Origin of the sequence: Sinorhizobium sp. 6-70 (assembly GCF_030124375.1) — a bacterium.
In the GTDB taxonomy this organism is placed as follows: domain Bacteria; phylum Pseudomonadota; class Alphaproteobacteria; order Rhizobiales; family Rhizobiaceae; genus Sinorhizobium.
Genome location: NZ_JASKLS010000001.1, coordinates 216,811 through 239,523, shown reverse-complemented (window position 1 = coordinate 239,523; position 22,713 = coordinate 216,811). Strand labels below are relative to the sequence as shown.

General features: G+C 62.0%; 17 protein-coding genes. 8 read left to right on the top strand and 9 right to left on the bottom strand.

Annotated features, from left to right (window positions below):
• The first annotated feature begins 77 nt into the window (after window positions 1-77).
• Both QN222_RS01145 and QN222_RS01140 read left to right on the top strand, forming a co-directional pair.
• Complete coding sequence (locus tag QN222_RS01145; protein WP_283965505.1) at window positions 78-938, top strand: cytochrome b/b6 domain-containing protein; 861 nt, start codon at window positions 78-80, stop codon at window positions 936-938.
• A complete protein-coding gene (locus tag QN222_RS01140) occupies window positions 935-1,726 on the top strand; it encodes a molybdopterin-binding protein (RefSeq protein WP_283965506.1) in 792 nt (263 codons plus the stop codon). Before QN222_RS01145 ends, QN222_RS01140 begins: the two co-directional genes overlap by 4 nt.
• A 60-nt stretch (window positions 1,727-1,786) precedes the next feature.
• On the opposite strand, the gene QN222_RS01135 is transcribed toward QN222_RS01140, so the two are convergent.
• From QN222_RS01135 to QN222_RS01125, 3 genes are all read right to left on the bottom strand, one after another.
• Window positions 1,787-2,863, bottom strand: a complete 1,077-nt coding sequence (locus tag QN222_RS01135; protein WP_284005157.1) for a TIGR01620 family protein — start codon at window positions 2,861-2,863, stop codon at window positions 1,787-1,789.
• Window positions 2,860-4,356, bottom strand: a complete 1,497-nt coding sequence (locus QN222_RS01130; protein WP_284005156.1) for a YcjX family protein — start codon at window positions 4,354-4,356, stop codon at window positions 2,860-2,862. The genes QN222_RS01135 and QN222_RS01130 overlap by 4 nt, the downstream gene beginning before the upstream one ends.
• Before the next feature lie 162 nt (window positions 4,357-4,518).
• Window positions 4,519-5,055 (bottom strand): histidine phosphatase family protein, encoded by a 537-nt coding sequence (locus QN222_RS01125; protein WP_283966015.1) that lies wholly within the window; start codon window positions 5,053-5,055, stop codon window positions 4,519-4,521.
• A gap of 402 nt (window positions 5,056-5,457) precedes the next feature.
• On the opposite strand from QN222_RS01125, the gene dksA reads away from it, so the two are divergent.
• On the top strand, window positions 5,458-5,877 hold the full coding sequence (gene dksA / locus QN222_RS01120) for an RNA polymerase-binding protein DksA (protein ID WP_136505565.1): 420 nt from the start codon (window positions 5,458-5,460) through the stop codon (window positions 5,875-5,877).
• 256 nt (window positions 5,878-6,133) lie between these two features.
• On the opposite strand, the gene QN222_RS01115 is transcribed toward dksA, so the two are convergent.
• Window positions 6,134-7,123 carry a flagellar biosynthetic protein FliO gene (locus QN222_RS01115; RefSeq protein ID WP_284005154.1) on the bottom strand — a complete coding sequence of 330 codons (990 nt, stop codon included), beginning with the start codon at window positions 7,121-7,123 and terminating at the stop codon, window positions 6,134-6,136.
• 340 nt (window positions 7,124-7,463) lie between these two features.
• On the opposite strand from QN222_RS01115, the gene cckA reads away from it, so the two are divergent.
• Window positions 7,464-10,085: a cell cycle histidine kinase CckA gene (gene cckA / locus QN222_RS01110; protein ID WP_284005153.1), complete on the top strand. Its 2,622-nt coding sequence runs from the start codon at window positions 7,464-7,466 to the stop codon at window positions 10,083-10,085.
• A gap of 116 nt (window positions 10,086-10,201) precedes the next feature.
• Here cckA and QN222_RS01105 read toward each other — a convergent pair whose 3' ends face one another.
• A complete protein-coding gene (locus QN222_RS01105) occupies window positions 10,202-11,131 on the bottom strand; it encodes a pseudouridine-5'-phosphate glycosidase (RefSeq protein ID WP_283965907.1) in 930 nt (309 codons plus the stop codon).
• A gap of 137 nt (window positions 11,132-11,268) precedes the next feature.
• On the bottom strand, window positions 11,269-12,216 hold the full coding sequence (locus QN222_RS01100; RefSeq protein WP_283965906.1) for a carbohydrate kinase family protein: 948 nt from the start codon (window positions 12,214-12,216) through the stop codon (window positions 11,269-11,271).
• 268 nt (window positions 12,217-12,484) lie between these two features.
• Between QN222_RS01100 and recA the strand changes: the two genes are divergently transcribed.
• Together recA and alaS are read left to right on the top strand one after the other, a co-directional pair.
• A complete protein-coding gene (recA, locus tag QN222_RS01095) occupies window positions 12,485-13,576 on the top strand; it encodes a recombinase RecA (protein ID WP_136505560.1) in 1,092 nt (363 codons plus the stop codon).
• Window positions 13,577-13,803: 227 nt separating this feature from the next.
• Window positions 13,804-16,467 (top strand): alanine--tRNA ligase, encoded by a 2,664-nt coding sequence (gene alaS, locus QN222_RS01090; RefSeq protein ID WP_284005152.1) that lies wholly within the window; start codon window positions 13,804-13,806, stop codon window positions 16,465-16,467.
• 45 nt (window positions 16,468-16,512) lie between these two features.
• On the opposite strand, the gene QN222_RS01085 is transcribed toward alaS, so the two are convergent.
• The 3 genes from QN222_RS01085 to QN222_RS01075 form a co-directional block, all read right to left on the bottom strand.
• On the bottom strand, window positions 16,513-18,171 hold the full coding sequence (locus QN222_RS01085; RefSeq protein WP_283965728.1) for a SulP family inorganic anion transporter: 1,659 nt from the start codon (window positions 18,169-18,171) through the stop codon (window positions 16,513-16,515).
• A gap of 209 nt (window positions 18,172-18,380) precedes the next feature.
• Entirely contained in the window at window positions 18,381-19,139 is a 759-nt protein-coding gene (locus QN222_RS01080) for an HAD-IIB family hydrolase (RefSeq protein WP_283965729.1), read from the bottom strand.
• 290 nt (window positions 19,140-19,429) lie between these two features.
• Window positions 19,430-20,644, bottom strand: coding sequence for an NADP-dependent isocitrate dehydrogenase (locus tag QN222_RS01075; protein ID WP_283965730.1), 1,215 nt, complete (start codon window positions 20,642-20,644; stop codon window positions 19,430-19,432).
• Between the two features lie 221 nt (window positions 20,645-20,865).
• On the opposite strand from QN222_RS01075, the gene QN222_RS01070 reads away from it, so the two are divergent.
• Complete coding sequence (locus tag QN222_RS01070) at window positions 20,866-21,696, top strand: RNA methyltransferase (protein ID WP_283965731.1); 831 nt, start codon at window positions 20,866-20,868, stop codon at window positions 21,694-21,696.
• Window positions 21,683-22,525 carry a glutamate racemase gene (gene murI / locus QN222_RS01065; RefSeq protein WP_284005150.1) on the top strand — a complete coding sequence of 281 codons (843 nt, stop codon included), beginning with the start codon at window positions 21,683-21,685 and terminating at the stop codon, window positions 22,523-22,525. Before QN222_RS01070 ends, murI begins: the two co-directional genes overlap by 14 nt.
• Window positions 22,526-22,713: the final 188 nt, after the last annotated feature.

Genomic DNA, 22,713 nt, shown 5'->3' with positions numbered 1-22,713 from the left:
GTCGATGGGGGCAGACGTGTTTTTGAAACTTTATCACCGCCTGTTACGTCATTGTCATATCGCGGGAGGTCTCGGACATGGCGACGGCGATAGACAAGCAAAAGCGCGACATTAACCTGCAGCGGACGACGATTCGTCGGCATGGCCTCGCGACGCGGATCACGCACTGGATATGGGCGGTCGCGCTGTTCTTCCTGCTCCTCAGCGGTTTGCAGATCTTCAATGCCCACCCATCGCTTTATATCGGGGAGCAATCCGGTTTCGCATTCGACAACAGTGTGCTGTCGATCCGCGCGGTCAGGGGAACTGACGGTAACGCCGAGGGTCTGACGACCCTGCTCGGTCGGCCTGTAGACACCACCGGTCTGCTCGGTGTCAGCGGACCGGAGGAGGACCGGGCGTACCAGGCATTTCCGGCCTGGCTGACCGTGCCGTCCTATCATGATCTCGCGACAGGCAGGGTCGTCCACTTCTTCTTCGCCTGGCTATTCGCGGCCACGTTCGCCTCGTGGTTTGCTGCGAGCCTGATCAACGGCCACCTGCGGCGCGATATCCTGCCGACCTTCTCGGACATTCGCGGCTTGCCGGGGAGTGTCGTCGAGCATTTGCGGTTCCGTTTCCACCATGGCCGCTCTTACAACGGCCTTCAGAAAATCTCCTATGCGATTGTTCTTCTGTTGCTTTTCCCGCTTATGGTCCTGACGGGACTGACGATGTCACCGGGAATGAACGCCGCCGTGCCCTGGCTCACGGAGATCTTCGGCGGCCGCCAGACGGCACGCACCATCCATTTTGTTGTCATGCTGCTGCTCGTCGGCTTCTTTGCCATCCATATCCTCATGGTCCTTGCCGCCGGGCCGATCAACGAGCTGCGCTCCATGGTGACCGGACGCTACCGCATCGACCAGGAGGCAGCCGAGGGAGGACCCGAACGATGAGCCGGATCATCATCAACCGCAGGCGGCTTTTGACCGTGACAGGGGTCGCAGCCTCGACGTTGCCCCTAGCCGGATGCGATGCGTTGGACGGCATGCTGTCGAGCGGAGCGACCGCGCGTGATGCCATGGCCAAGGCGAATGACCTGACCTATCGCGTCCAGCGCTTCCTGATCGGTGCCGACAGCCTGGCAAAAGAATATACGGAGAGCGAAATCCGGCAGGGCCAAAGGCCGAACGGCTCGACCGATCCGACGGACGTTACCTACATCGCGCTTCGGGATAGCGCTTTCGCCGGCTACCGTTTGGACGTGGGTGGACTTGTCGACCGGCCTCTCAGCCTGTCGCTCGACGAATTGCGCAACATGCCTTCACGCACGCAAATTACCCGGCACGATTGCGTCGAAGGCTGGAGTTGCATCGCCAAGTGGACGGGCGTTCCGCTCGCCGCCGTGCTGGACGAAGCGAGGGCAAAGGCGGAGGCACGCTACGTCGTGTTTCGATGCTTCGATACGATGAATCTCGGCCTCTCCGGGGAGGTCGCCTATTACGAGTCGATCGATATGCTGGATGCCCGCCATCCGCAGACGATTCTCGCCTATGGATTGAACGGAGCGCCGCTCCCGATCGCGAACGGCGCACCGTTGCGCCTGAGGGTGGAGCGTCAGCTCGGATACAAGATGGCGAAATACGTTCGCTCGATCGAGCTGGCCTCGGACCTTGCATCCTACGGCCAGGGAAACGGCGGCTTTTGGGAAGACCTCGGCTACGACTGGTATGCGGGCATATAGCGCCGGCGGGCTGCAGTCATCCGTGAACAGGCATGGTTAGGCGGCCACCACTGCCAGCGATCAGCTCTCGGGTCGATCTGCCGAACGCGACGCACCGGGCGCCAGATCGGAAAGGAAGTCGCCGATCCCCGGTCGCTTCAGCGCGCGGAATGGCATGGGGCGGCACAGATCCATCGCCGCTATCCCGATGCGCGCGGTCATCAGTCCGTTGATGACCCCTTCGCCAAGCCGCGCGGAGAGTTTGGATGCGAGGCCATGGCCCAAGACCTGCTGGATGAGGCTGTCGCCGGCGGCAATCGAGCCGGTGACGGCAAGATGTGCAATGACGTCGCGCATGAGCCGCAGCATGCCGAGCGTGCCCGGGCGACCGCCGTAGAGCTCCGCCATCGCACGGATCATGCGGGCGGACTCGTAGAGGACATAGCCAAGATCGACGAGCGCGCGTGGACTTACAGCTGTGACGATCGACACGCGTTTTGAGGCGGCCAGAATGATCCGGCGCGCCTCGCGGTCGAGCGGCGTCAGCAATTCCCGCTCGGTCAACTCTATGAGGTGAGGGCCGTCGATGATCTCGCCCTCGGTTTCCGCGAGCCGCGCCCGTCCTTTCGCCGTGCGGGGATTGGCGGCCAGCAGGTGGACAAGCCTCGCCGTTGCGGCACGCGCGGTCTTGGCGCTGGCGGCAGAGTCACTGACATCCTTTTTCAACTGCTGTATCGCCGTCAGTTGCATCATGCCGGAGAGTTCCCGCACGACGACGACCAGGAAGGCGAGGGCGCCGATCGCGACGATAGCGATCGCGCCGAAGCCAAGCCAATCGGCACGAGAGAACAGGTCGCGAACCAGGCGATCGACCCACAACCCCAGGGCAAGCGAAAGCAGTATCCCCAGTGCACCCGCGGCCACCTTGCCAAAAGAAAACCGTCGTCGGCGCGGCGTTGCCTCCGGCAGATTGAGCGCCTCGATTGCCGCAGTTGTCTCGATGAAAGGGTCTTCGGCATCAGGCGTCATGACGACCCGGTCGCTGAAGCTTGCCGGCGCGCGGCGTTGTTGTTGTCGCTCAGCATGTTCCGTCTGTTCGTCAGGCTCGACGAAGAAGGAGGCCGGCTTGCGCCCGCGGTTCTTGAAATCGTCGCTCATGCCAGGCGATCTCCGAGCAGGAACTGCATCGCACGGTCGAGCCGGATATGCGGGACCGAGAGCTTCAATCCGCCGCGCGTCTCTTCAAGATGCGGTGGGCGGAAGCGCACGAAGTTCAGCTCAGGCATCGCGCGCTCCACTTCCGTGGGTTTCGAGGCCTTAAGATGCCCGTCCACTGGCTCGAAAAGAACTTCAGGATCTTCCGGTAAGTCACCGGGAAATATCGCTGTCTTTCTCTCTCCGTCGAATACTTCGCCATTGATCCTCTCGCCGGCGATCGGGATGCCGACGATCACCGGCAGCGTGTGGCCGTCGTGGTTCACCGTCGCCTCGCGCGTCGCGCGTACGGATGCAAGCGCCATCACTTCAAGACCTGCGCCGCTCATGCCGATCCGTTCGGCCGCGCGGCTGACGAGCCGGGCGGTGATGCGTTCGAGCCGGTCGTGGCTTTCGTGATGCAGATGGTCGGCCTTCGTGGCGGCGATCAAGACCCGGTCGATCCGGCGCGTGAACAGCGACGAAAGCCAGGAATTGGTGCCGGGCCGGAAGCAGGCGAGCACGTCGGCAAGTGCCTGTTCCAGATCATTCAGCGCTTCCTGCCCGCGATTGATTGCTTGCAGAGCATCGACAAGGACGATCTGGCGGTCGAGACGGGCGAAGTGCTCGCGGAAGAACGGGCTGACGACGTGGGTCTTGTAGGCCTCGTACCGGCGCTCCATCATCGCCCAGAGCGACCCTTTCGGCGCGCGGCCAGCAGGCAGATCCGGAAGCGGCGAAAAGGTCAGCGCCGGCGAACCCTCGAGATCTCCGGGCATCAGGAAACGGCCCGGCGGCAACGTCGAGAGGGATCGCTCGTCAGCCTTGCAGGCTTGGAGATAGGCGGTGAAGCTTTCGGCAAGCCGCCGGGCGCTGCCCTCGTCGGCTGCCGCAGTGGCACCACTCACCGACGCAAGCGCCAGCCACTCACGCGACAGGCCTGCGCGCGTGCCAGTGCGCGCCCGCCGCACCGTACTCTCGCTGAACTGCCGGAAATCCTGCGCGAGCAGGGGCAGGTCGAGCAGCCATTCCCCCGGATAGTCGACGATGTCTATCGAGAGCCGCCCGGGCGAGAACATCCGGTTCCAGCCGCTGGCGCTTTCATAGTCGAGCGTGATGCGCAGCTGCGAAATCGCCCTCGTCGAATCGGGCCAGACCCGATCCCTGACCAGAGCGGCGATATGATCCTCGTATTGGAAGCGTGGCACCGCATCGTCAGGCTGCGGCTCCAGACGGACCTTCGAGACCCGCCCGGATCGGATGGGTTCGAACACCGGCAGGCGACCGCCATTCAGCAAATTATGGACGACCGACGAAATGAAAACTGTCTTGCCGGCACGCGACAGGCCGGTCACTCCGAGGCGGACTGCCGGATTGACGAGCCCGGATGCGCGATCGGCAAGATTGTCCAGCGCAATCAGGGCATCATCTTTGAAGCTGCTCAAAATGGGCGCCAAGTCTATCCGTTCCTCGGGATTGATTCCGTCGCTATGAGAATCTTCTGCTCACCTGCAGCCATTGAATACGCCGCGCACATGCTTTGGCCGTGGTGCGATATAGGAAATCTTTCCGCCACTGCAACGACGTAGTCGGATTTTCGGGTGGCGGGGCGGATTTCGTCACGACCTTCCCGGCTCCCCCGGCACGGGCAGCAACAGCGTCGAAAGCCGCGCCAACCACCTGGCGCCGGCGGTCGGGGGTGCCGAAAAGTCGATGACTGCCAAGGCGGCGGGAGGATAGCCGTCCGCGAGGACCCTGTCCGCAGCGTCGTCGCCGAGCAGTCGCCGAAACAGCTCCTCGATCATCGGATTGTGACCGATGAGCATCAGCGAGGCCACGGTGGAATTTGCATCGAGAAGTTCGGCGTAGACGTTCATCGACCCCGTATAGAGCGCATCGATATATTGAAGGTCGATGTCTTCGCCGAGCGTTCGGTAGAGCGGTTCGGCGGTCTGGCGACACCGTACGGCGGTCGAGCAAAGGATCAGGTCCGGGCGAATGCCATGATCGGCAGCACTCTGGGCGATCAGTTCCGCCTCGGCAAAGCCGGTATCGTCAAGCGTGCGGTCGAAATCCCGCTGCCCCGGCAGCGCCCAGCCCGAACGGGCGTGGCGGAGAAGGAAGAGGCGAAATGCCGGGGCGACGCTGTCTTGCATATATCTTCCGGGGGCGGCCAAATCGCCCGAGGGTTGGAGGCATCTATTGTGGCCGGATCCAGTCGCGAGTCCGCCAGGGTGGGTACCTTGTCCCGCTGCCGCAGCAAAGATCAAGCCGTCGGCTTACGTTTTCCGTGGCACCCACGCCTATTGAATTGACGCCCAAGGCACACCAGATGTCGCGATCCGATATCTCGCCGGCATCGGCCGGCGGTTTGGAGGTAGAGCGGCCGGCCTTAAGCGGCGATCAAGACTTCGTGTGTAATTTTGATGAAATATTCGCCAGTTAGCCTGAAATGCAAGCATTGTTAAAATGCGGTTGAGTGTCTGGCACAAGGCTTGAATCAGAGCTTCCATAGGTCTATACACCGCCGCAATGAGATGTTCTTCAGGAGAATCGCGTTGAGTGAGAAGATCGATCTTAGTACCTTTGTCCTCTCCGAGGACGAGGAATTCATGAATGCAAACCACCGGGCATATTTTCGTGCAAAGTTGAATGCCTGGAAAAATGATATCCTTCGCGAAGCCCGCGAGACACTGGACCACTTGGCAGAGGAGAGCGCCAACCATCCGGACCTCGCGGACCGAGCTTCTTCCGAAACAGACCGGGCCATCGAATTGCGCGCCAGGGACCGGCAACGGAAACTGATCGCCAAGATCGATGCTGCCTTGCAGCGGCTTGACGAAGGCACCTACGGTTACTGTGAGGAAACGGGCGAACCGATCGGTTTGAAACGGTTGGACGCCCGGCCGATTGCAACCCTTTCGATCGAGGCGCAGGAGCGTCACGAACGTCGCGAGAAGGTCTATCGGGACGAATAACGGATACAGGTTCTTCCTGATCTGAAAAAAACGGCGCGGTTAACTGCGCCGTTTTTCTTTATAGAGCCACTTGCAGCACCGCGCGTCTTATCGGACGTGCAAAGGACGCTGTAGCACTTTGAATTGCGGCATGTTGCCTTAAAAATCGGCTACGATTTAAGGCGACCTGTCGCAGGCCAACGTGCCCTCGAGCAACCCGGGATTATCCTGACCGTTCGCTCCCAACTGGAAGCGCCTCACACGGTCACTGCCGCGCTCAGGGCTTACGCCCGGCGGAAATGTCGGCGAGCATGCGTGTCATTTCGTCTTCGATCGTCGGCTCCTTGCGGACATTGTCCGGAGTGCCTCCGAGCAAGGGTTCCTGACGGCCACCCGCGATCGGCCGGCTCTCGGCCTGAGGCCCAACGGCGGGCGCCAGCCGTTGAAGATCGCCGCTGATCTCCGCATCGAGAATCCGCTCGAAGTCCGATACCCTGTCCGACGCGGCCGGTTGAATTGGCATCGCCTGTATCGGCGCCGCCGGCACGAAGGCCGTTTGCACTGAACCCTGCTGCATTGGCGCCTGGTCGCGCCGTGGCGCGACTGGTAGCACCCGCTCGCGAGCGACGTCGAAAATATCTTCCGCACGTTCTATGGCAGCGGTGGTGGGAACCGGGGACACGGGCGGCGTGACCCTGACGGGGGGCTGTTGCTGGAGCGGCTGCGCCGCCATCGCGGGTCTTTGCTCCGCGGCAAGACGGATCGGCGGTGCCGGCTCCACTCGGGGCGCTGCTGGTTGCACCGGCTCTTCCACGCGTGCTGCTGCGCGCACCTGGGCAGGGGCTGCGGTTTCTGCCGGAATCGGCGCCGGGGTAGGCCTCGGTTCAGGTCTCGGTTCAGGACTGGGGGCGGCCTTCGGCGCCTCAACGGCCTTTTGCTCCGCGGCGACGGCGGCGCTCGTCTCTGCCGGCGGGGCCCCGTCGGGCGCAATTCGGCTTTCGATGACGATGTCCGTCGGGCCGCCGATCATGATGAGATGTTCGACGTCGTCGCGACGAACAAGCACCAGGCGGCGGCGCGCATCGACAGCAGCGGCATCGAGGACGGCAAGTCTCGGCTGTCTGTTCTTGCCGCCGCGCACAAAGGGAGAGGAGGGTCTGTGGCGCATGATCCAGAGCACGGCTACAAGGCACAAGAGCCCGACGGCAACGGCCGCAGCGGCGATGATGAATCGGCTGCCGTTGTCCCCGACAATGGTTTCGATCATAGGCTGAACTCCTTCTGCCTCCCCCGCATGTCAATATTTGACGGCTTTTTTCAGGCCGGTACAAGCTCGCGCCCGACATTCTCTGTGAATTGACCGCGATGCTTCCGCAGAGACGCTTTTTGCTGTTATCTCTGATTGTTAAAGATGATTCCAGTTCGATGATCCGAACGCGGGAAAGGCAACTGCGGATTTCGCGAAACGTTGGTCGGACGCCGGCTACTGCATGATTCCTTAAGCCGGGATCGATTTGAGGATAAGTTATGCAGCAACGCAAAGGATTGCAGCGAGTCTTGCACGCCTGAACAAGGAGCGCGCGGCCGCAGCGGCAGGTGAGGACCCGATGACGAAATTGCGGCAGTCAGGCGACTACCAGATGCCGGTCGTTGACCGCGGCGTCCGGCCCGGCACGGTCTTGCGGATCATCCTGCTGGCGATCGTTCTCACCGCGTCGGCAGCCGCCTTCGTCGTCTTCAAGAACCAGCTCGAAAACGAAATCGTCCTCGGCATCCTGGGCGTGCTGGCGATGGTCGGCATATTCTTCTTGGTCTCGTCGGTGATCGGTTTCATCGAAGTCATGCCGCAGACGCGCCCCGACGAGCTCGCGCGCGCCTTTCTCGATGCCCACGAGGATGGCACGATCGTCACCGACCGCAGGGGGCGGATCATCTATGCCAATGCCGCCTACGGAGCTCTGACCGGTGCCAAGAGCGCCGCCGGCATCCAATCGCTCGAGACCATTCTCTCCAGGAACCGCGAGGCAACCGAAGCGATCTATCGGCTCACCAACGGCCTCCACGAAGGCAAGAAGGGGCACGAGGAATTCCGGTTGCTGAAGCCGCTCGCAAACGGTGCATCGATCGCCTCCGGCGCCCACTGGTTCCGTCTGAAGGCTCGCGTGCTGCCTTTGGAGGACGCCGACAAGAACCCGCTCTATCTCTGGCAGATCGCCGACATCACGGCCGAGCGCGACGACCAAGAGCGTTTCTTCAAGGAACTGCAGAACGCGATCGACTATCTCGATCACGCCCCTGCAGGCTTCTTCTCGGCCGGACGCAAGGGCGAGATCTTTTATATCAACGCGACCCTTGCCGATTGGCTCGGCATCGATCTCACCAAGTTTCAACCGGGATCGGTCAGCATTGCCGATGTGGTCGCTGGCGAGGGCCTCGCACTCGTCCAGTCGGTCCAGGCGGAACCGGGCTTCAAGAAGACGAAGGTGCTCGATCTCGACCTGCGCAAGGCCAACGGCCAGAGCCTGCCGGTGCGCCTGATCCACCGCGTTTCTTCGACCCGTGACGGTGCGCCGGGCGAAAGCCGGACGATTGTCATGTCGCGTGAAGGCGACGATGGCGATCAGTCGGCCTCGAACGCCGCCATGCGCTTCACGCGCTTCTTCAACAACACGCCGATGGCGATCGCCTCTGTCGACGGCGACGGGCGGATCCTGAGGACCAACGCTCCGTTCCTGAAGCTGTTTGCTGGGCTTGTTTCACAGGACGACGTCGAGCGCGGCATGCTGATCGAAACGGTCGTGCACGAATCCGAAAAGGGCCGCCTTCAGGAAGCACTTGCGGCGGCGAAGGACCGGCAGAGCGACATCGCGCCGATCGACGCCTTGCATCCGAGCGACGAGGGGCGGCATTTTCGCTTCTATGTCAACGCGGTGATCGACCAGAGCGATCAGGCGCCGGAGGAGGCGGCGATCATCTATGCGCTGGAGATCACCGAGCAAAAGGCGCTCGAGACCCAGATGGCGCAAACGCAGAAGATGAATGCCGTGGGGACGCTCGCAGGCGGCATCGCACACGATTTCAACAATGTGCTGACCGCGATCCTGCTTTCGTCCGACCACCTTCTGCTTTCGGCGCGGCCCGCAGATGCTACCTTCGCCGACCTGATGGAAATCAAGCGCAATGCGAATCGCGCCGCCGTGCTCGTGCGGCAACTGCTTGCCTTTTCGCGCAAGCAGACGATGCGCCCGACGGTGCTGAACCTCACCGACGTCATCGGCGATCTGCGCATGCTGGTCGACCGGATGACCGGTACCAATGTCAAGGTCGAGGTTGACTACGGCCGAGACCTCTGGCCGGTGAAGACCGATCTCGGCCAGTTCGAGCAGGTCCTGCTCAATCTCGCCGTCAATGCGCGCGACGCCATGCCTGAAGGCGGGACGATCACGCTGCGGACGCGAAATCTGCCGGCAAGCGAGGTGGCGGCACTCGGACGACGGGAGCTGCCGGAGGATGACTTCGTCCTGGTCGAGGTCGCCGACCAGGGCACCGGCATTCCGCAGGAGATCATGGACAAGATCTTCGAGCCCTTCTTTACGACGAAGGAAGTTGGCAAGGGCACCGGTCTCGGCCTTTCGATGGTCTACGGCATCGTCAAGCAGTCGGGCGGCTATATCTATCCGGAATCGGAAGTCGGCAAGGGCACCACCTTCCGCATTCTGCTGCCGCGCCATGTCGAGGAAGTCCGCGAGGAGGTCGCTGCCGAAGCGTCGTCGGCAGCCGAAGCGCCGATGCCGGCGGCCAGTGACCTGGTCGTGGCGCCGGTGGCCAAGGCGGAATCGGAGCCCGCGGACCTCACCGGCGATTCCGCCGTCGTGCTGCTGGTCGAGGACGAGGAAGCGGTGCGCCGCGGCGGCAAGCGCATGCTCGAAACGCGCGGCTACACCGTTCACGAGGCCGGATCGGGCGTTGAAGCGCTCGACATCATGGATGAGCTCAACGGCGCGGTCGACATCGTCGTATCGGACGTTGTGATGCCGGAGATGGACGGACCGACGCTGCTGCGCGAACTGCGCAAGAAATACCCGGACTTGAAGTTCATTTTCGTGTCGGGTTACGCAGAAGACGCCTTTGCGCGCAACCTCCCGGCCGATGCGAAATTCGGTTTCCTGCCGAAGCCATTCTCGCTGAAGCAACTGGCGGTGGCCGTTCGCGAGATGCTGGATTCATGAGCGAGCGCTGATACCCGACGCGTTCATGAAAAAGGCCCGGTCCAATGCCGGGCCTTCTTCGAGCAAATTCCTGGAAAAGTGTGTAACGGTTTCTCGTCCGGATCGCGTTGCGTTACTTACTTCGCCGTCAGTGCGACCGCGATTTCGGCGGCGAGACGGGCGTTGTTTTCCACGAGCGCGATATTGGTGTCGAGGCTGCGGCCGTCGGTCATGTGAAAGAGGTTGTCGAGCAGATAAGGCGTGACGGCCTTGCCGACGATCTCGTCGCTCGCGGCATTGTCGAGAGCACGGGTAATGTAGATTTCCATCTCCTCGCGCGGAATCTCGCTCCCCTCGGGAACCGGATTGGCAACTAGCATGCCGCCCTCGATGCCGAGCAGATCGCGCATCTTCTGGAAATTGGCGATCGCGGCGGGGCTGTTCAGCATCAGCGGGCTCTTGATACCGGAATCGCGCGACCAGAAGGCCGGGAAGGTTTCGCTGTCATAGGTGACGACCGGCACGCCGCGAGTCTCCAGCACCTCGAGCGTCTTCGGAATATCGAGAATGGCCTTTGCGCCGGCGCAGACAACGATCACGCCGGTGCGGGCGAGTTCGTCCAGATCGGCGGAAATGTCGAAGCTCTCTTCCGCGCCGCGGTGAACGCCGCCGATCCCGCCGGTGGCAAAGACGCTGATACCGGCGCGCGCCGCGGCGATCATCGTCGCCGCCACCGTCGTGGCGCCCGTGCGACGTTCGGCGATCGCGAAGGCAAGATCGGCACGCGACAGCTTCATGGCGCCTTCCGTTTTCGAAAGTGCTTCCAGCTTCGCGTCATCGAGGCCAATATGAAGGACACCGTGGATGACCGCAATCGTTGCGGGCACGGCGCCCTGTTCACGGATGATCGCCTCGACGCTGCGGGCCATGTTGAGGTTGCCAGGGTAGGGCATGCCATGGGTGATGATCGTCGATTCCAGCGCGACGATCGGCGCGCCGCGTGCCTTGGCGGCCGCGACTTCGTCGGAATATGCGATCGGCAGGGACGGGGAGGAGGGCTTGCTCATGAATCTATCCTTAAATCGCGATCATGCTCGGCTGAATCAAACCAAAAATCATCGAGATCGTTTGTAAAAAGGTTGGAAGTGAGAGCGGGCGGAAAGCTGCGCATGCTTTCGTCCCGCCCGGCGTTCAACGTCGGTTCTCATGACAGCATTTGCGGCGCCGGCACAAGCGCAATCGCCTGTTCGAGGTTGCCCGGGGACATCTCTTCCGAAACGGCAAAAGACGAGCGAAGCGCTATCCCCGCCGCGGCAATGCCATGGCGCAGGCATCCGGCAAGATCGAGACCCGAAAGCCGCGCTGTGAGGAATCCCGAGGCCAATGCGTCGCCAGCGCCAGTGACATCCGCAAGCGCCGGGAGAGCCGGCGGGACAATGAGGCTTGCCTTGCTGCGGTCGAAGGCGACCGCAGCGGCGCTGCCGCGTGTTACGACGCCACCCGTAAGACCGGCCTCCCGCAACAGCGTTGGCCAGTCTTTGGCCTCGCTGGCGTCGATCCCGGTCAGGGCACGCGCTTCCGCTTCGTTCATGAACAGGAAACTGAGCCCGCTGAGGCATTTCCTGAAGCGCATCACCTTTGCCGGCGACACGGCGATGCCGGCCACAAGTCGGCCGTCCCCGGATGCCGCGTCGACCAAGGCGACAAGCGTTTCCTCGGGGAGGTTGGCATCCATGAGCACCAAATCGCTTATCGCCAATATTTCGCGTATCGCGCGCTGCTGCAGGCGGCGCGGTGAAAACAACTGGTAAAGTTCCATGTCGGCAAGCGCGATGACCAGGTTGCCGTCGTTTTCGAGAATTGCGGTGTAACTCGGCGTCTTCCGATCGAGAAAGGTGAAGGGGCAATCGATTACACCGGCCTCGGCCGCGGCGGCCGCCACCATCTCGCCTGCCGCGTCGCCGCCGCGCGGGCTGATCATTCGTACGCTGTGACCAAGACGGGCAAGGTTTCTCGCCGCATTGAAACCGCCGCCTCCCGCTTCCTCGAACCACGAACCAGGATTGCTCGCGCCGGGCGCAGTGACGCCGCTGATGCGGCCACGACGGTCGATGTGGGCGCCGCCGAACACGGCGATTTCCCGTTTCTTCATAAAAGCTCCTCTTTGGACTGCTTCAATCCAAATTCACAGACGCGCCATCGTCGCGAATCGTACTGGTGTCGCCAAGCCTGGCCCTGCCTCAGCAAGGCCTTGTGGAAATGTGGTACAATGCCCGTGAACAAGAATCGAACGTAACGAGAATAACCGTTATCATTCAATTGGTTGCCACTCTATTGCCAAAGCGGAACAAACCATGTACAAAAACTCCTGCGGCGGCTTCATTGCCTCGGTAGCTTCAATAACCTAAAGGTGGGACCAAATGGCACAAAACTCTTTGCGGCTCGTAGAGGACAAATCGGTGGATAAAAGCAAGGCACTTGAAGCGGCTCTCTCCCAGATCGAACGGTCGTTCGGCAAGGGATCGATCATGAAGCTCGGTTCGAAGGATAGTGTAATCGAGATCGAAACTGTTTCGACCGGCTCGCTCGGCCTCGATATCGCGCTCGGCATTGGCGGCCTGCCGAAAGGGCGCATCATTGAAATCTACGGCCCGGAAAGCTCGGGCAAGACGACGCTGGCGCTGCAGACCATCGCCGAGGCACAGAAGAAGGGTGGCATTTGCGGCTTCGTTGACGCCGAACATGCGCTCGATCCGGTCTATGCGCGCAAGCTGGGCGTCGATCTCGAAAACCTCTTGATCTCGCAGCCGGACACCGGCGAACAGGCGCTGGAAATCACCGACACGCTGGTCCGCTCCGGCGCGATCGACGTTCTCGTCGTCGATTCGGTTGCAGCTCTCGTGCCGCGCGCTGAAATCGAAGGCGAAATGGGCGACAGTCTGCCGGGCATGCAGGCCCGCCTGATGAGCCAGGCACTGCGTAAGCTCACCGCGTCGATCTCCAAGTCCAACTGCATGGTGATCTTCATCAACCAGATCCGCATGAAGATCGGCGTCATGTTCGGTTCGCCGGAAACGACGACGGGCGGCAACGCGCTGAAGTTCTATGCGTCGGTTCGCCTCGATATTCGTCGCATCGGCTCAGTCAAGGAGCGCGAAGAGGTCGTCGGCAACCAGACCCGCGTCAAGGTCGTCAAGAACAAGATGGCACCACCCTTCAAGCAGGTGGAATTCGACATCATGTATGGCGAGGGCGTTTCCAAGACCGGTGAACTCATCGATCTTGGCGTCAAGGCCGGCATCGTCGAAAAATCCGGCGCCTGGTTTTCCTACAATAGCCAGCGCCTCGGCCAGGGTCGGGAAAACGCGAAACTTTTCCTGCGTGACAATCCCGATCTTCTGCGCGAGATCGAGATGGCTCTGCGGCAGAATGCGGGCCTGATCGCCGACAAGTTCCTGGAGAACGGCGGACCGGAGAGCGATGACGACGGCGATGCAGCCGCCGAAATGTAAGATCTGAGACAGGTAAGATTTGGATAAAGCCGGTCGTTTTTCCGGACGGCCGGTTTTTTGCTGCCGTCTGGACAGCGTGAGACACGGAAGATAAAAGCCTTTGGTTCCAGCGACCGACGTTGCTGGAGGGCGTGTCTATTGCCGATAGACGCGGGGTTGAAGATTGCGGTGCGCGGCCCGGCAAAAGTGTGGTCGCGACCGGGAATGGTGCACAGATAGGACGCAAGATGAGCGGCGTGAATGAAATCCGGTCGATGTTTCTCGACTATTTCCGCAAGAACGGTCACGAGATCGTGCCGTCGAGCCCCCTGGTGCCGCGCAACGACCCGACACTGATGTTCACCAATGCCGGCATGGTGCAGTTCAAGAACGTCTTTACCGGCCTGGAGCAGCGCCCCTATTCGACGGCCGCGACCGCGCAGAAATGCGTGCGCGCCGGCGGCAAGCACAACGACCTCGACAATGTCGGCTACACCGCCCGGCACCATACATTCTTCGAGATGCTCGGCAACTTCTCGTTCGGCGACTATTTCAAGGAACGCGCGATCGAGCTCGCCTGGAACCTGATCACCAAGGAATACGGCCTCGACGCCAAGCGGTTGCTCGTCACCGTCTATCATACCGACGACGAAGCCTTCGGCCTCTGGAAGAAAATCGCCGGATTGAGCGACGACAGGATCATCCGCATTCCGACCAGCGATAACTTCTGGGCGATGGGTGATACCGGCCCTTGCGGCCCGTGCTCAGAGATTTTCTACGATCATGGCGAGCAGATCTGGGGCGGACCACCTGGTTCGGCCGAAGAAGATGGCGACCGCTTCATCGAGATCTGGAATCTCGTATTTATGCAATACGAGCAGGTCACCAAGGAAGAGCGCATTGATCTTCCGCGCCCGTCGATCGATACCGGCATGGGACTGGAGCGTGTTGCGGCCGTCCTGCAGGGCCAGCACGACAACTATGACATCGATCTTTTCCGCGCGCTGATAGCTGCTTCCGAAGAAGCAACAGGCGTGAAGGCGGAGGGCGACCGCCGCGCCAGCCACCGCGTCATCGCCGACCATCTGCGTTCGTCCGCCTTCCTGATCGCCGACGGCGTGCTGCCGTCGAACGAAGGCCGCGGCTATGTGCTGCGCCGTATCATGCGTCGGGCCATGCGCCACGCACAGTTGCTCGGCGCGCAGGAACCGCTGATGTGGAAGCTCCTGCCGGCGCTGGTCGGCCAGATGGGCCGCGCCTATCCGGAACTTGCCCGCGCCGAAGCGCTGATCTCGGAGACGCTGAAACTGGAAGAGACCCGTTTCCGCAAGACGCTGGAGCGCGGTCTGAACCTCCTTTCAGAAGCCTCGGCAGATCTTTCCGAGGGCGATCAGTTCAACGGCGAGACAGCCTTCAAGCTTTACGACACCTACGGCTTCCCGCTCGACCTGACGCAGGACGCGCTGCGCGCCAAGGGCATCACGGTCGATACCGATGCGTTTTCCGCGGCAATGGAACGGCAGAAGGCGGAGGCCCGCGCAAACTGGGCCGGATCCGGTGAAGCCGCAACCGAGACGATCTGGTTTGAGCTCAAGGAAAAGCACGGCACGACGGAATTCCTCGGCTATGACACCGAGGCCGCCGAAGGCGTGATCCAGGCGATCGTCCGCGATGGTGCTGTAGTCGAATCCGCTGCGAAGGGCGAGACCGTTCAGGTGATCCTGAACCAGACACCCTTCTATGGCGAATCCGGCGGTCAGATGGGCGATACCGGCGTCATCGCGACCGACACTGGCAAGCTGACGGTCACCGACACCCAGAAGCGCGGCGAGGGGCTCTTTGTCCACTACTGCGTTGTCGCCGAAGGCAGCGTGAAAACCGGCGAGGCGGCCGCGCTGACCGTCGATCATGCGCGCCGCACCCGGCTCCGCTCCAATCACTCCGCGACCCACCTGCTGCATGAGGCGCTGCGCGAGGTGCTCGGCACGCATGTGGCGCAGAAAGGCTCGCTTGTCGCGCCGGAGCGGCTGCGCTTCGACGTATCGCATCCGAAGCCGATGACGGCGGACGAGTTGAAGGTCGTCGAGGAGATGGCGAACGAGATTATCGTTCAGAATTCGCCGGTGACGACGCGACTGATGACCGTCGACGACGCGATTGCGGAAGGCGCCATGGCGCTCTTCGGGGAGAAATATGGCGACGAGGTCCGCGTCGTCTCGATGGGGCAGGGCGTTCGCGGGTCGACGGCCGGAAAGCCTTATTCGGTCGAACTCTGCGGCGGCACGCATGTATCGGCGACCGGAGACATCGGTCTCGTACGGGTCGTCTCTGAAAGTGCGGTCGGTGCCGGCGTGCGTCGGATCGAGGCACTGACGGGCGAGGCGGCTCGCGCCTACCTCAACGAGCAGGATGAGCGGGTGAAGACGCTGGCATCCGCGCTCAAGGTCCAGCCGGCGGATGTTCTCGGCCGGGTCGAGGCCCTGCTAGACGAGCGCCGCAAGTTAGAGCGGGAACTGACCGAGGCTAAGAAGAAGCTTGCTCTCGTCGGCGATGGCCAGAATGGTTCGGCCGATGCCGCCCGTGATATCGCCGGCGTCCGCTTCCTTGGCAGGGTCGTGTCCGGCGTCGAACCGAAGGACCTGAAGAGCCTCGCCGATGACGGCAAGAAGACGCTCGGTTCGGGCGTTGTCGCCTTCGTCGGTGTTTCCGGCGACGGTAAGGCGAGCGCGGTGGTGGCTGTTACCGACGACCTCACCTCGAAGGTTAGCGCCGTCGATCTGGTGCGCGTCGCTTCGGCCGCACTCGGCGGCAAGGGCGGCGGTGGACGCCCGGACATGGCCCAGGCCGGCGGACCGGATGGTAATCGTGCAGCTGAAGCGATCGAAGCGGTCGCCGTGGCGCTCGCCGGTTGACCTACGCTTGAGCAAACAAGGAAAGGGCGCTGCGGCGCCCTTTTTTCATGCACTCTTTTCGCTGCGGATACTGGCGAGCGCCGCCTGAACCGAGGCACGCATCACGACACGTGGTGGGCGAACGTCATGCTGGCGGAGCGTGCGGCGCACCTGCGACCTGGCGCCGGTGATGAAGAAACGGACGCCCGTCCGCTCTGCCTTCCGCAGCGTTCCCTCGATGACATTGGCGGCCGTCGAGTCCATGAAGGGTACTTCCGAGCAATCGAGAATGAAATTCCGGCGCTGGTCGGCGATGCGGTCGAGGACAGTGCCGACGGTTGCGGCCGAGCCGAAGAAGAAGATGCCCGAGATCCGATAGATGACCGTGTCCGGATCATCCGCGACGACCGGATGTTCTTCCTCTCCATTCTCCTCTTTCAGGGCCTCCAGTGGTTTTGTTTCTCCGACAGAGATGCTCTTTGCCATGCGGTCGATGAAAAGAACCGCGCCAAGCGCGAAGCCGATCACGATGCCTTCCGTCAGCTCGCGGAAGACGACGATGATGAAGGTCGCCAGAAGCACGACCGCGTCACCGTAGGAGGATCGCAGCAGCGCCATGAACGCGGGCTTCTCGATCATGTTCCAGGCAACGACGGCGAGCACGCCGGCCAGCGAGGCGAGCGGGATGTAGCTCGCGAGCGGAGCGGCGAGCAGCATGAATAGAAGGAGGAAGATGGAATGCAGCATGCCGGAGACCGGGCTGGTTCCGCCTGCTCGCACATTCGTCGCCGTGCGGGCGATCGTCCCGGTCACGCAGATCCCGCCGAAGAGCGCCGAGCAAAAGTTCGCGGTTCCCTGCGCGATCAATTCCATGCTCGAACGGTGGCGGCGCCCGGTCATGCCGTCGGCGACAACGGCCGACAGCAAGGACTCGATTGCACCGAGGAGCGCAAAGGAGACGGCATCCGGAAAGACGGCGGCCGCCTTCTCGAGCGAGAAAGGCGGAAGGGTCGGTGAAGGAAGGCCACGTGGAATGCCGCCGAAACGCGTGCCGATCGTTTCCGTCGGTAATTGCAGGAGAGCGACGAAGGCAGAAGCGGCGGCAACGGCAATCAGCATGCCGGGCCAATGCGGTCGCAGCTTGCGCAGCGCGAGAATGATGCCGATCGTTAGCGCGGCCGTCAGAACTGCTGCCCAGTTGACCGTACCGGCGGCAAGTCCAAGTGTCGCGACTTTCTCAATGATGGGCCCTGGCTCGCGGCCGCTGAGTGTCAGGCCGAAGAGGTCGCGTAATTGGCTGGCGAAGATGATCACCGCGATCCCGGCTGTAAAGCCCACGGTCACCGGGTAGGGGATGAACTTGATGTAGTTGCCAAGCCGCAGGTACCCTGCGGCAACGAGCATGACGCCCGACATCGCCGTGGCCAACAGCAGGCCGTCGAGGCCGTGCCTCGCACCGGTGGCAGCCACGAGCACGATGAAAGCGCCAGCAGGGCCACCAATCTGCACCCGGCTGCCGCCGAGCAGCGAAACCAGGAAACCGCCGACAATCGCGGTGTAGAGCCCGCGATCAGGCGTAACGCCGGAGGCAATCGCGATCGCCATGGATAGCGGCAGGGCGACGATAGCGACGGTCAACCCGGCAAAGGCGTCCGCCTTCAGGCGAGCAGCACCATATCCTTCTCTAAAGACGCTTACCGTTTTGGGGACGAGAGAATCGGGCATCGACGAGACTTTCGGGAATCCACTCTGGCGGGCAACGCGTACTGGACATCGTCAGACTATATGAGTCGCTACGCCGAACAAGCGGTTGCAATCGAGCGCTCGATGTCCGCAGGATTTGTCAATTCCATCTATGCTTTATTGGGTTCACTCGCCATGGAAGTCTCTCCGCTGAATGACTGGCGACGCCAGCGCGGACCGAAGGACCGGACCTATCCGATGACGCCCCAATGGCGCAGGCCTTCGAGCACGCCGTCGGCATGGGAATTCCGCGCGAGAAAATGCCGCTTCTCGTGCGCGACGGCCTGGCGTAGTTCGGCAAGCGCATTGGCGACCACCACCCCGCGCACGCGCGGCAGGTCGAACATCTCGCGGTCATTGCCGGTGTCGCCGGCGACCGCCACCTTGTCGAGATCGACAGCAAGCTCCCGGCAGATCCAGGCGAGCGCGCTGCCCTTGCCGCCGGCGCGCGGCAATATGTCGAGATCCCAGCTGCTGGAATAGATCAGCTTCACGTCCAATCCTGCGGATGCCAGCCGTTGCCCGATGGCAGAGATTTCCTCCTCTCGCGCCTCCGGCAAACGCCAGCTCGCCTTGTGAGCATGTTGGTCGACGGCTGCTTGCGGAACTGCGCCTTCCACCGTCTCCATGATCGCGGTGACCGCCTTGACGTCGATGGGAGGGCCAAGTTCCTCGGTGAACGCCTGCAACCGTTTCCTTTTACGCCCGTCGGCTATCATCGTACCGACGCCGCCAATCACGTAGTCAGGCGGCGGCAACTGATCGACATCCACGAGCGCCAATATGTCGTTGATCGGTCGGCCACTATTATAGATAAGCAGCGGCCTCTTATTGTCGTCGAGCGCCTGCCAGGCCAAGCGAAAGCGATTCGCAGCTCGATCATCGCCAAGAAGCGTGCCGTCTATATCGAAGGCGACGAGTCTTACCGGCTTTGGTGCCGCTCGGTCCATCCGCTCATGCCCATAGTTGGGAACGTCGATCGGGAAATTATCGAGTGCTGTAGGCGTTCCATCGGCAATTTACCCTCACCCGCCTGGCGGCACCCTCTCTCCGGCACCGGGCCGAAGGGAATCCCGGCGCCTTTTGGTCCCTGCTGCGGCGCGAAGGCGCAGAGGCAAGGTGAGGGAGCGTTATGATGCGTGTGCCGGACACCCGGCTGGTCGTCGGTTCTAAAGGAACCGATAAATACAAGAAACCCGGCGCATGGCCGGGTTCCAAGACTTCCTATCAGGTTGGCTGCTTACGCAGCCATTGCCTTCTTGAGGTTCTCGTCGATCTTGTCGAGGAAACCGGTGGTCGAAAGCCACGGCTGGTCGGGGCCGATCAGCAGGGCCAGGTCCTTGGTCATGAAGCCGGCTTCGACCGTTTCGACGCAGACGCGCTCGAGCGTCTCGGCGAACTTGGCGAGTTCGGCATTGCCGTCGAGCTTGGCGCGGTGGGCAAGGCCACGGGTCCAGGCGAAGATCGAGGCGATCGAGTTGGTCGAGGTTTCCTCGCCCTTCTGGTGCTGGCGGTAGTGGCGCGTCACCGTGCCGTGCGCGGCTTCGGCTTCGACCGTCTTGCCGTCCGGCGTCATCAGCACCGAGGTCATCAGGCCGAGCGAGCCGAAGCCCTGGGCGACGATATCGGACTGGACGTCACCGTCATAGTTCTTGCACGCCCAGACATAACCGCCGGACCACTTGAGCGCCGAAGCCACCATGTCATCGATCAGGCGATGTTCGTACCAGAGCTTCTCCGCCTTGAACTGTTCGGCGAATTCCTCTTCGAACACCTTCTGGAAGATGTCCTTGAAGCGGCCGTCATAGGCTTTCAGGATCGTGTTCTTGGTCGAGAGGTAGACCGGAACCTTGCGCTGCAGGCCATAGTTGAACGAAGCGCGGGCGAACTCGGTGATCGATTCGTCGAGGTTGTACATGGCCATCGCGACGCCGGCGCCGGGGGCGTCATAGACGTCGTGCTCGATCGTCTGGCCGTCTTCGCCGACGAACTTGATCGAAAGCTTGCCCTTGCCCGGGAACTTGAAGTCCGTCGCGCGATACTGGTCGCCGAAGGCGTGACGTCCGACGATGATCGGCTTGGTCCAGCCGGGAACGAGGCGCGGCACGTTCTTGCAGATGATCGGCTCGCGGAAGATAACGCCGCCCAGAATGTTGCGGATCGTGCCGTTCGGCGACTTCCACATCTTCTTCAGCTTGAACTCCTCGACACGGGCCTCGTCCGGCGTGATCGTCGCGCACTTGACGCCGACGCCATGCTTCTTGATGGCGTTGGCGGCGTCGACTGTCACCTGGTCTTCGGTCGCGTCGCGGTTCTCGACACTGAGGTCATAATATTCGAGATCGAGGTCGAGATAAGGATGGATCAGCTTGTCCTTGATGAACTGCCAGATGATGCGGGTCATCTCGTCGCCGTCGAGTTCGACGACCGGATTGGCGACCTTGATCTTTGCCATGGATATGCCTCGTAGTTTGCGGAGCATCGCGCGCGACGCCCCCCGGGTGGGAGAAATCCAGAGCCCTATAGCACTGTGAACCGGCAAGGCAAAGCATGCGTGGGTGAAACTTTGGAGGGAGGCGGGCAGCCATTTGCCGTCTCGCCGGGGCTCAACGCCAGACTTTAATTTCGCGGACAATTGTGCAAGGAAGCGCCGAACAGAAGGCGAAGGCTTAGGCAATGGCAGGTACGAACAGCGAGCGCGAACTCTTGACGGAAGGTCCGGCGATCATCCTCGCTTACCCCCAACTCGGCGAGAATATCGGCATGGTGGCGCGCGCCATGGCCAATTTCGGGCTGTCGGAACTGCGCCTCGTCAATCCGCGCGACGGCTGGCCGAGTGAAAAGGCGCGCTCCGCCGCAAGCCGCGCCGACCATGTCATCGATGGCGCCAAGCTCTACGGCTCGCTTGAGGACGCGATCGCGGATTTGAACTTTGTCTACGCGACCACGGCGCGCGATCGTGACGGCTACAAACCTGTGCGCTCGCCGATCGTCGCGGCACGGACACTGCGCCAACGGTTTAAAGGCGGGGAGGCGGTTGGCATCATCTTCGGCCGCGAACGCACGGGCCTCACCAACGAGGAGGTGGCGCTCGCCGACGAGATCGTGACCTTCCCGGTCAATCCGGCATTCGCTTCACTGAACCTCGCGCAGGCCGTGCTGCTGATGTCCTACGAGTGGATGAAGACCGGCATGGAGTCGGAAGACGAAACGTCGTTCCACGCGATCGCACAGCGCCCGGCGACCAAGGAACATCTGCAAGGCCTGTTCGATCATTTGGAAGACGCCCTTGAAGCACGCAATTACTTCCGCTCCGCCGACAAAAAGCCGAAATTGGTCGAAAATCTCCGCGCTGTTCTGACGAGACCATCCTTTACCGAATCCGAAATCCAGGTGCTGCGCGGCGTCATCTCTTCGCTCGACCGGTTTACGCGCGAAAATCCGCGCGGCTCCGGCGCACCGGCAGGGCGCAACAGGAAAGTGCAAGGCGGCGGTGACAACGAGTGAACTGAAACCCATACTCGTCTTTGACAGCGGGATCGGTGGGCTGACGGTGCTGCGCGAGGCGCGCGTGCTGATGCCGGAGCGGCATTTCATTTACGTCGCCGACGACGCCGGTTTTCCTTATGGCGGTTGGGAGGAGGAGGCGTTGAAGGAGCGCGTGATCGCGCTCTTCGGCGAACTGCTCGCCGCGCACGACCCGGAAATCTGCATCATCGCCTGCAATACCGCCTTCACGCTCGTCGGCGCCGACCTTCGCGCCGCCTATCCGCGGATGACCTTCGTCGGCACGGTGCCGGCGATCAAGCCCGCAGCGGAGCGGACGCGTTCCGGTCTGGTCTCGGTTCTCGCAACACCCGGCACGGTCAAACGCGCCTATACGCGCGATCTCATCCAGTCCTTCGCTTCGCAATGCCATGTCCGGCTCGTCGGCTCGGAAAATCTGGCGCGCATGGCGGAAGCGTATATCCGCGGTGAGAAGCTCGATGACGAGGCGATCCTGGTTGAGATCGCGCCATGTTTCGTCGAAAGGGATGGGAAAAAGACCGATATCGTGGTGCTTGCCTGCACGCATTACCCCTTCATGGCGAACGGCTTCCGGCGGCTCGCGCCATGGCCGGTCGATTGGCTCGACCCAGCCGAAGCGATTGCGCGGCGCGCCCGCTCGCTCGTGCCACTGCCGAACGGGTTCGAGCCATTGAACGGATTCGATCCGGCGGTCTTCACCTCGGGAAAGCCGGACTTCGCCACGCGGCGGCTGATGCAGGGCTTTGGTCTGACGGTCACATCAGACACGGTTCTCCGTGAGCGAGCGAACGAGCCGATTGCTTCTTAAAAGGCCCCGAACAGGAACCAAAGGGCAGCGAGAAGCACAATCAAGATGCTTGCGAGTGCCGCGGTAAGCGACCTCATTTGCGCTGCCTCGTTCTTCGATCGGACTCGATAGGCGTCCTTGTGCGCCTTCCGCATGCGCTCATCGAGTTCATGCATTTCGACTTGGGTCTTGATCTCGTTCTGGCCCAT

Excerpts from the sequence above, each read along its gene's own strand:
- QN222_RS01145 (WP_283965505.1), top strand. The coding sequence starts at position 78 with ATGGCGACGGCGATAGACAAGCAAAAGCGCGACATTAACCTGCAGCGG.
- QN222_RS01140 (WP_283965506.1), top strand. The coding sequence starts at position 935 with ATGAGCCGGATCATCATCAACCGCAGGCGGCTTTTGACCGTGACAGGG.
- QN222_RS01135 (WP_284005157.1), bottom strand. The coding sequence starts at position 2,863 with ATGAGCGACGATTTCAAGAACCGCGGGCGCAAGCCGGCCTCCTTCTTC.
- QN222_RS01125 (WP_283966015.1), bottom strand. The coding sequence starts at position 5,055 with ATGCAAGACAGCGTCGCCCCGGCATTTCGCCTCTTCCTTCTCCGCCAC.
- QN222_RS01115 (WP_284005154.1), bottom strand. The coding sequence starts at position 7,123 with ATGATCGAAACCATTGTCGGGGACAACGGCAGCCGATTCATCATCGCC.
- cckA (WP_284005153.1), top strand. The coding sequence starts at position 7,464 with ATGACGAAATTGCGGCAGTCAGGCGACTACCAGATGCCGGTCGTTGAC.
- QN222_RS01105 (WP_283965907.1), bottom strand. The coding sequence starts at position 11,131 with ATGAGCAAGCCCTCCTCCCCGTCCCTGCCGATCGCATATTCCGACGAA.
- QN222_RS01100 (WP_283965906.1), bottom strand. The coding sequence starts at position 12,216 with ATGAAGAAACGGGAAATCGCCGTGTTCGGCGGCGCCCACATCGACCGT.
- recA (WP_136505560.1), top strand. The coding sequence starts at position 12,485 with ATGGCACAAAACTCTTTGCGGCTCGTAGAGGACAAATCGGTGGATAAA.
- alaS (WP_284005152.1), top strand. The coding sequence starts at position 13,804 with ATGAGCGGCGTGAATGAAATCCGGTCGATGTTTCTCGACTATTTCCGC.
- QN222_RS01085 (WP_283965728.1), bottom strand. The coding sequence starts at position 18,171 with ATGCCCGATTCTCTCGTCCCCAAAACGGTAAGCGTCTTTAGAGAAGGA.
- QN222_RS01080 (WP_283965729.1), bottom strand. The coding sequence starts at position 19,139 with ATGGACCGAGCGGCACCAAAGCCGGTAAGACTCGTCGCCTTCGATATA.
- QN222_RS01075 (WP_283965730.1), bottom strand. The coding sequence starts at position 20,644 with ATGGCAAAGATCAAGGTCGCCAATCCGGTCGTCGAACTCGACGGCGAC.
- QN222_RS01070 (WP_283965731.1), top strand. The coding sequence starts at position 20,866 with ATGGCAGGTACGAACAGCGAGCGCGAACTCTTGACGGAAGGTCCGGCG.